This is a genomic window from Sulfuricurvum sp., assembly GCF_023250475.1.
Taxonomy (GTDB): domain Bacteria; phylum Campylobacterota; class Campylobacteria; order Campylobacterales; family Sulfurimonadaceae; genus Sulfuricurvum.
The window spans coordinates 1-8,538 of record NZ_JAHFAQ010000095.1; the positions used below are offsets into that span (position 1 = coordinate 1).

The 8,538-nt window shown below is 39.4% G+C and carries 7 protein-coding genes and 1 tRNA gene; 3 read left to right on the plus strand and 5 right to left on the minus strand.

Annotation, left to right across the window (positions count from 1 at the left end):
• The first annotated feature begins 234 nt into the window (after positions 1 to 234).
• Both Q0C19_RS09060 and Q0C19_RS09065 read left to right on the plus strand, forming a co-directional pair.
• Entirely contained in the window at positions 235 to 1,692 is a 1,458-nt protein-coding gene (locus Q0C19_RS09060; RefSeq protein ID WP_295055261.1) for an MBOAT family protein, read from the plus strand.
• A gap of 9 nt (positions 1,693 to 1,701) precedes the next feature.
• On the plus strand, positions 1,702 to 2,772 hold the full coding sequence (locus Q0C19_RS09065; RefSeq protein WP_295055262.1) for a hypothetical protein: 1,071 nt from the start codon (positions 1,702 to 1,704) through the stop codon (positions 2,770 to 2,772).
• A gap of 321 nt (positions 2,773 to 3,093) precedes the next feature.
• On the opposite strand, the gene Q0C19_RS09070 is transcribed toward Q0C19_RS09065, so the two are convergent.
• The 4 genes from Q0C19_RS09070 to mqnP all read right to left on the minus strand — a co-directional run bounded on the left by Q0C19_RS09070 (position 3,094) and on the right by mqnP (position 5,104).
• A tRNA-Arg gene (locus Q0C19_RS09070) sits at positions 3,094 to 3,170 on the minus strand.
• Between the two features lie 43 nt (positions 3,171 to 3,213).
• On the minus strand, positions 3,214 to 3,729 hold the full coding sequence (locus Q0C19_RS09075) for a hypothetical protein (RefSeq protein WP_295055264.1): 516 nt from the start codon (positions 3,727 to 3,729) through the stop codon (positions 3,214 to 3,216).
• A complete protein-coding gene (locus tag Q0C19_RS09080) occupies positions 3,726 to 4,247 on the minus strand; it encodes a hypothetical protein (RefSeq protein ID WP_295055266.1) in 522 nt (173 codons plus the stop codon). The genes Q0C19_RS09075 and Q0C19_RS09080 overlap by 4 nt, the downstream gene beginning before the upstream one ends.
• A complete protein-coding gene (mqnP, locus tag Q0C19_RS09085) occupies positions 4,244 to 5,104 on the minus strand; it encodes a menaquinone biosynthesis prenyltransferase MqnP (protein ID WP_295055268.1) in 861 nt (286 codons plus the stop codon). The genes Q0C19_RS09080 and mqnP overlap by 4 nt, the downstream gene beginning before the upstream one ends.
• A gap of 105 nt (positions 5,105 to 5,209) precedes the next feature.
• Here mqnP and miaA point away from each other — a divergent pair, with 105 nt between their 5' ends.
• Entirely contained in the window at positions 5,210 to 6,103 is an 894-nt protein-coding gene (gene miaA, locus Q0C19_RS09090; protein ID WP_295055270.1) for a tRNA (adenosine(37)-N6)-dimethylallyltransferase MiaA, read from the plus strand.
• On the opposite strand, the gene Q0C19_RS09095 is transcribed toward miaA, so the two are convergent.
• A complete protein-coding gene (locus Q0C19_RS09095; RefSeq protein ID WP_295055272.1) occupies positions 6,095 to 8,452 on the minus strand; it encodes a tetratricopeptide repeat protein in 2,358 nt (785 codons plus the stop codon). The two genes, miaA and Q0C19_RS09095, sit on opposite strands and share 9 nt — an antisense overlap.
• Positions 8,453 to 8,538: the final 86 nt, after the last annotated feature.

Sequence of the window (8,538 nt, forward strand, 5' to 3'; positions counted from 1 at the left end):
CGTTAGCAATGAAAATTTATTTATAAAAGGATTATGTAACTGGAGGTAAATAAGTATGAAGAGTATCTAAAAACTGATTGGAACGAACGTATTCTCATCTGTATAAAGAAGAATCATGAAGCCCACTTCATAATTACAATAATTAAAATGAATCTTATGGCTTCACAACTATAGATCCCTAATGCTAAGTACAGATACAATATAATTTTCAAAAAATAAAAAAGCTATCAAAAAATGATTTTTAATTCTTACCCCTTTATCTTTGCCTTTTTACCTATTATGCTATTGGGGTATTTTTGGCTGTTACGACAACGGTTGATTCTTGGATCTAAAGTTTGGTTGGTTGGCGGAAGTCTTTTCTTTTACGGTTATTGGAATATTATTTATATTCCATTGTTGTTGGGAAGTATATTCGTCAACTTCTTTGTGGGATCAGCACTGGCCAATACCAAGCCATTAAAAGTCTCCAAAAAAACTCTTCTTATTTTTGGAATACTTTTTAATATCCTTCTTCTTGCATATTTTAAATACACCAATTTTTTACTCGATAATTTTAACGGAGTCTTTGGGGCAAATGTACCGTTACCACATATTATTCTCCCTTTGGGTATCAGTTTCTTTACTTTTACCCAAATAGCCTTTCTTGTTGATGCGTATAAAGAGAAAATCAAAGAGTATGATCTGCTCAACTACATGCTCTTTGTGACCTACTTCCCTCATTTACTAGCTGGGCCAATATTACATCACTCAGAGATGATGCCACAATTTGTCAGCCGTTGGAACTGGACCGTACGATGGCGTAATGTTGCGGTTGGATTGCTTCTTTTCTCCATCGGTCTTTTTAAGAAAGTAATGATTGCCGATACATTTGCATCATGGGCAAATACTGGCTTTGATGTAGCAACAACACTTAACCTCATTGAAGCATGGTCGACGAGCCTGAGCTATACACTTCAACTATATTTTGACTTTAGCGGATACACTGATATGGCAATTGGTATTAGCCTGATGTTTAATATACGTCTTCCTATCAACTTCAACTCACCCTACAAAGCCAAAGACATACAAGACTTCTGGAGACGCTGGCACATTACGCTTTCACGCTTCTTACGAGACTATATCTATATTCCATTAGGTGGCAACAAGGTAGACAGATACCATAATTACGGGAATCTCTTTGCTGTCTTTCTCATCGGCGGATTGTGGCATGGAGCATCTTGGATGTTCATCATTTGGGGAGCACTTCATGGTGTAGCAATTGTACTTCATCGTATCTGGAAAGATTTAGGGCTACGAATGTGGGAATGGCTTGGATGGTTGATTACTTTTAACTTTGTCAATATTGCTTGGATATTTTTTCGGGCTAAAGATTGGGATATGGCAAATAAAGTATTAACCGGAATGACTGGATCAAGCGGCATAATGCTAAATGAAAAAATTGGAAATAAAATCATAGTTTTACTCTCTCCATATAGCATCACCTTTGGAAATTGGCTTCAAAATATTCACGGAAACAATAAAACTCTTCTGTGGAGTGCTGCTGGACTACTGTTTGTTTTATTGTTTAAAAATTCTCATGAACTGGCACACAATTTAAAAGAGAATAAAATGATTTTAGCAATTTTATTCTTATGGTTTTCCAGTATTAATTCCCTCGGTAAGATTAGTGAATTTTTATATTTTAATTTTTAAAGAGTTACCATGAAATCAAAAAAAATTCTATTTTTATTTGTAGTATTAAATATTTTTTATATATCCACTAATTTTTTTATATGGAAGTTTTATACTGAAGATATTTTCGTAGGTATAAATAGCTATAAAGCAGGTGATTTATCAAGACTTGGATATATATCTACGTCATTAGATTTACGAAAAGCTGAATACAATTTGTCTTTTAAGCACTTTGAAAGCGCTGATATTAATTTAACTGATAAATCACAATATTTTGATCTCATTACAATAGGAGACTCATTTTCAAATGCTGGAGGGGGAGGATTAAACGGGTATTATCAAGATTATATTGCAACACTATATGGGAAAAAAGTATTAAATATTCAGCCATTTGATGGCGACTACTTAAACACGATAGTCATTTTGGCCAACTCAGGGATTTTGGAAAGAATGAAAACTAAAGTTGTCATTCTAGAAAGTGTTGAAAGAGCATTTATAGAGAGGATGACACCGCAGCTAAATACAGATAAAAATCAAACTATTGAATATATAAAATTGAATTTTAAAAATAAATATATCAATGAATCACCAGAATATACTTTCCTAAATGATGGAAATTATAAATTTATACTAACCAATATTTTGAGAAAATTCTCTGATAATAGTTTTAATAATATCGTCTACAAAGTGCCGTTAAAAGGGACTTTTTTTAATGTTTCCCATCCAAATGACTTGCTTTTCTATAAAGATGATATAAAAAATATGAAAAAATATAATGTAGCCAATCTCAATCAAGCGAATAATAATCTGAATAAACTAGCTCATTTGTTAAATAAATCTCATATTAAATTAATTGTTCTTGTTGGACCTAATAAATATACAATATATAGCGACTTTTTAATCCAAAAAAATAAATATGGTCGAAGTGAATTTTTTGAAGACTATGTTCAACTGCCGAAGGATTACGTATTTGTTAATACAAAAGCAATCTTGCATAGTGCTGTTTTAAATGGAGAAAAGGATATATATTATGCTGATGATACCCATTGGTCCTATAAAGCTTCCTCTCTGGTAATAAAATCGATGAATTATTTAAAATAAAAGTACATAAAACAAAAAAATCATGAGCTCACTTTGCTTCTGCTTTGAAAAAGAATACTAAAGCTAAAGAAATGATGCGAACGGTGATAATGGGTATAAAGAATTCTCTACAAAACTTAAACAATTAGTCATATACAAATCATATTTGCGCTCTAGGACTTATTTGGACTCACTGACGCTACAACACAATATAGCCTTATATAGATCATTTTGGTGCTAATGGTAGGTTGTGATATTTTGATTGAAATCTGTAATTTTATAAAAGTGTCACATACTAAGTTCTTAAGTGATTGAAGGTTTAATGATTACGGTGTTTGTAAGTGGTGCGCCCGAAGGAATTCGAATCCCTGACCGCCGGTACCGCAAACCGGTGCTCTATCCAGCTGAGCTACGGACGCATATTTTTAAAGAGAACGAAATTATAGCCGATAAAGCTTATAACTATCTGAGTTGATTTATTTTTAGGACAAACTCCACTTCTGCTTTTGACAATCGGAGTTCTTTGGCAATCGTATCTATCTCAATTCCTTGGTTATATCGACTAATCACTTTCTCATCATCCAGCCCGCTAATCGAAGTTGGAAGGGAAAGATTGCGGATTCGTTCTTCAAGATATCGAAGACGATTTTCGGTTTTCTCTTTATACCCGCTAAACGTCTCCTCGATTTGCGTCAGTGATTCTAAAATCGGAACGGAGAGTTCATTCACCTCACGCCCGAGTTCTGCATGCAACGAGTGCTGACTCACCGGCACACTCTCTTGTAGCGAAGTAATGATCTCCAGCTCTTGTTTAAGCCGTTTATCCATCATAAACAGTTCTCGGTGCAGATCTTCCACTACTTTTGCAATCGAGCGGATCTGTTTGGTAACCTCCCCCTCCTTCGTAACTACATAATAGATAAGTCCCACGACCATAACAGCCAAGGCTACCAGTGCTATCTCGATTGGGTGATTCATTCAAGCCCTTTCATCTGACGAATCATTACCCGCTCACATGCTGTCATATAATATCCCCATGCTTCTTTATCCCGTACATGGATTTTCTCTATCTGCGCCAATGACGGATTCACTGCTTCGAAATAGAGCGCAATTTCTCGTTTAGGAAATGTTGCTATTTCAAGTCTTCCGTAATAGTGTTTTCCGCTCTCCAGTTGATCTGAGCTTAGTTTAAAATGCTCCAAACCTATCCCTTCGATAAGTCCCTTCATAGAGAGTTCAAGACGGTTTACTTTTCCGTTGGTCAAGAGCTGCTCAATTTTCTCCATCTTCCGATACAACTCCGCCATAATGTTAAGCATCAAGGTATTTGTATCATCAAGCTCTCCGCGAACTTTCGCGTGCTTTATCCCCTGCGTTATCGAATTTTCTTCCGTTTCGCCGATCTGATTGAATTCACGTTCAAATTTTTCGCCATTATCTTCTACCACTTCGTACGACAAATCTATTGTCGCCTGTACCAATCTTATATCGCTCATGCTACCACCTTATCTAAAATAATCAATCCGATAAACACAAACCCCAAATAGCCGTTCACGGTAAAAAATGCCCGATCTATCTGGGTAAAATCACGACGAACCAATATATGTTCGTAAGAGAGCATCAATGCTGAAAAGACGACTGCACCGATACCAAAAACTCCTAATCCTGACGCAGCCACGAAAAGTCCCCAAAAAATGACACTCAACAGATGAAAAAGCGCCGATATTTTGAGGGTTGCACTGCTGCCGTATTTGGAAGGGATCGAATGAAGTCCGTTGGTTTTATCAAATTCCATATCCTGAAGAGAATACAGAAGATCAAAACCTGCAACCCAAAAGACGACGCCGATACTCAACCACATCGACCACAACGGCACAGTGCCTAGCACTGCGATCGCTCCCGCCATCGGTGCCAATCCCAGCGATATACCTAAAACAATATGTGCCATCGAACTAAACCGTTTAAAATATGAATAGCTGAGCAATACAATCAAGACCGGAAGAGAGAGATAGAACGCGAAATTGTTGATGAAGTATGCTGCCGCCATAAATACGAGTGCATTGACTGCGGTAAAAATAGCAATCGACGCGCTATCGAGCCGTCCATCCACACTGGGCCGTCCGGAGGTACGGGGATTATGAATATCGAAAGAGCGATCGACATAGCGATTAAAGCCCATTGCCGCGTTTCGGGCGCTGACAGCCGCCAATGCACCCAGAACAAGGAGCTTAAATCCGAACCATCCGTTCGCCGCAACGATCATAGCAATAAAGATAAACGGAAGCGAAAAAATACTGTGCTGAAACATCACCAGCTCATTAAAATCCTGCAATCTCTTCCTCAACCGCTTCACAATAACCCTTTATTTTGATCAAATGAGGTTTATTTTATCGTAAATTATCTTTGACGCTACCTCTAATAAGAGGTTCTTGCACCCCATCGGGGTATAATGTCCGTTATGAAAACCTTAGCGATTATCGGCTCAACGGCATCAGGCAAAAGTGATTTGGCTCTCACTCTTGCACAGCGTTACAATGGAATAATCCTCTCCATTGATTCTCTCAGCATCTATAAAGAGATTGATATCGCCTCTGCAAAACCGACAAAAAATGAATTGTCCTGCGTCAAACACTTTGGTATCGATTGTCTCAAACCTGATGAAAATGCGAGTGTGATCACTTTTATCGAGGAGTATCGCCGTATTCAACATCAGGCTGTTGCCGAAAATAAAAATATCATTATTGTCGGGGGGAGCAGTTTCTATCTCAAGAGTATGATTGAGGGGCTCTCCCAAATCCCTATATATTCCCCATCGACCCTTCAAAAAGCAAAGGAGATGATTGTAGATCTCGCAGAGTGCCATCGGGTATTACGTGATGCCGATCCGATTACGATGGAAAAGATTGCCTCCAGCGATGCCTACCGCATTGAGAAAATGCTCCTGATCTATCTGGAAACACAAACGGCACCCTCCGATTGGTTTCGTGCCCATCCCCCCTCACCGATCATTACAGAGTGTCCGGTATTGCATTTAGACATAGAACGCTCTTTACTGCGAGAACGAATCGCTCTACGAACACAAAAGATGGTAACCATGGGATTGATCGATGAAGTCGCCGAACTCGAGCGACAATACGGCCGAATGCCCAACAGCATGAAAGCGATCGGAATCGTTGAGGCATTGGATTATCTGGATGGGAAAATCACGAAAACTGAGATGACAGAACGTATCACAACCCATACGGCTCAGTTAGCCAAGCGCCAACAAACCTTTAACACCCACCAATTCGCCCTCACCGCAAACGGATCGGCAAACGTCTTGGAAACGATTGCGGAAACAATTTTAAAATAACGCGAGTGCGTCTTTAGCCAATTTGCCCCATGCGGAGTTTTTATCCGTCTTGATACTTGCGTTATAAGCGTCTCGCGCTTCACGCTTGTGTCCCAATTTTTGCTCAATCGCTCCGATCAGATACTGCTGACGGGAGCGCTTTTCGGTGTTGAGCTTTTGTTTGTTCAACGTTTTCAAAATATTCAAAGCATCCGTATCTTTGCCCAAATTTTGGTACGATTGTGCCAATGTAAATTCGATGAAAGGGGTTTGCGTATAGCTTTTTGTCCGCTCTTGCAAGGCAATTACTTTGCGGGCATAGGTTTGTGTCATCGCCTCATCTTTGCGTTTTAGCCCCAAACTCACCATTTGAGTGTACCGCTCGATATCGTTAAAATCATTCGGGTAGGCATCTTCGATTAACTTGATATGACGAATCATTTTATCACCGTCTCCGACACGCTGTGCGGTATCGAACATGGTACGATAAATGTCGTTGAGGGGAGGATTTTTTTGCGCCCCCAAGAGGGTGATGAGCTCTTCACCCCCCTTGGTCGCCTCTTTGTATTCTCCTAAACCGAACTGTGTTTTGACCATTCGTGAAAGCCATAACTGCCGTTCGGCTATGGAGTTCGATTTCAAATGGCTTTGCGCTATTTTTTTAGCCGTCGGGTATTGCGTTGTTTTCAATGCACAATCAAAAAGTGCCTCATCCCACTCCGGAAGAAGTTTAATTTTGTACATCTTCTGAAACTTCATCGCATCAACACATTTCCCCTCTTTTAAAAGCGATTTTTCATATCCGATGGCACTTTTTGAAATAAGCTGGTTGGTTTCAGGATACTCGGTAGAATCGAGACGATAAAGATCACTCTCGATATCCAATATCTCTTTGTATTTTTTCTCTTTTAACAATAGCTGCGCTTTTTTGTACAGTGCTTTTCGTCCGACACTGTCGTCTCCGTAACGGTCTATTAAATCATTGTATTTTTTGATTTCCGTTGTCGTATTGGTGTCACCTTCATTAAAAAACAGACCGTCTTTGGCCCGACGTACCTCTTCAACATAGTCCCCGTATTTAAAATTCTCAAGATATTCGTTAAATCGTTTAAGAGCTTCGCCGCGTTTCCCCGCTTTGGCCAATTGAAGTCCCAAATTTTTGAGTAATAACTGGTAATTCTCTGACTTCTTGTCGCTCTTATTCATTAGTGCTTCCGTAATACGGGCAGCCGTCTTGGGATCTTTTTTATCCATAAACGTTGTTGCCATACTCATTGCATCGCTGCTGACTTCACTAAAATAATCAGGATTAACAGTCGCTATTTTATCCACGTACTGTGCCGCTTTTTTTACCTCTTTGTTTACGAGTTCAATTTGAGCGAGTTTAAAGGCTGCTTTAGAGGCAATGGCTACATCCGATGTCGAGGCCAATGCGCGTTGGTAAAACTGCGCCGCTTTTTTGAATTCACCGGATATCTCTAGCTGCTCTGCTTTGTAAATCATTCCCAAAGGGGCGAAAGAGCTATCGCCTTGTTCATCAAACAGACGATCAAAGAAGTAATCCGCATCGGTAATTTGACCTATTTTGCTGTACGAATTGGCGGTATAGACCAAAACTTCGGCAATCCCCGGATCGGCGGAATATTCCCGTAAAAAACGTTTAGACAGCGCCAATACTTTTTCAAATTCGCCCAGCTGGTGATAGGAGCGGATTTGATATAGCATCAACTCATTTTTAAAGACGGTGTTGGGATACTCTTTAAGGGTATTTTCGGCACGGTCAAGTACTTTATTGTAGTCTTTAGCCGCGTACGCTTTTTTCATTTCCATATAATCGGTAACATCCTGTACCCGTCTTATCTTGATCGGGTTCCCTTTTAAATCAAGTCCGCCGACATAGGGAGGAGTATTTTTCGCAACTTTAACCGGAAAATTAATAGCAGATGCGCCGGATGCGGCAAGATTCAGCAGAGGAAGATTGTTTTGGTATCCGATAACATTCCAATGGAGTGCCTTCTTTGCACTATTTTGATAGGTATCTTCCGATTTAGTGAGATTAAAGAGGACCGGAATAAGCTTCATCTTCGATTTGGGAAGAATTGTGATCGTATACCCCTGTGCCGTAAAAGAAGAGCTTATAACAAGTTGTCCATTGTCAATGGGAGAGAATTTTTGTTTTGGAGCGGAAGGGAAGCGGCAATCAATTCGTCTTGTTTCTCCAAACTCATTGTTGGTTGCCTGGCACTCAAACGGGAGAGAGTGACGAAGATGAAGGATACTGAATTTCTCTCCCTCCTCTTTACCGCTTTGAATAGAGAGTTCCAAGCCGAACAGGGGAAGACAAAGGGATAGAATAATCCAGAATTTCAACCCTTCCCCTTTTTGCTTTCCTTTTAATAGCCGCTATTATACACGAATAGCGTGATAACTTTCAACAAAGGGTTTACGGCAAACAC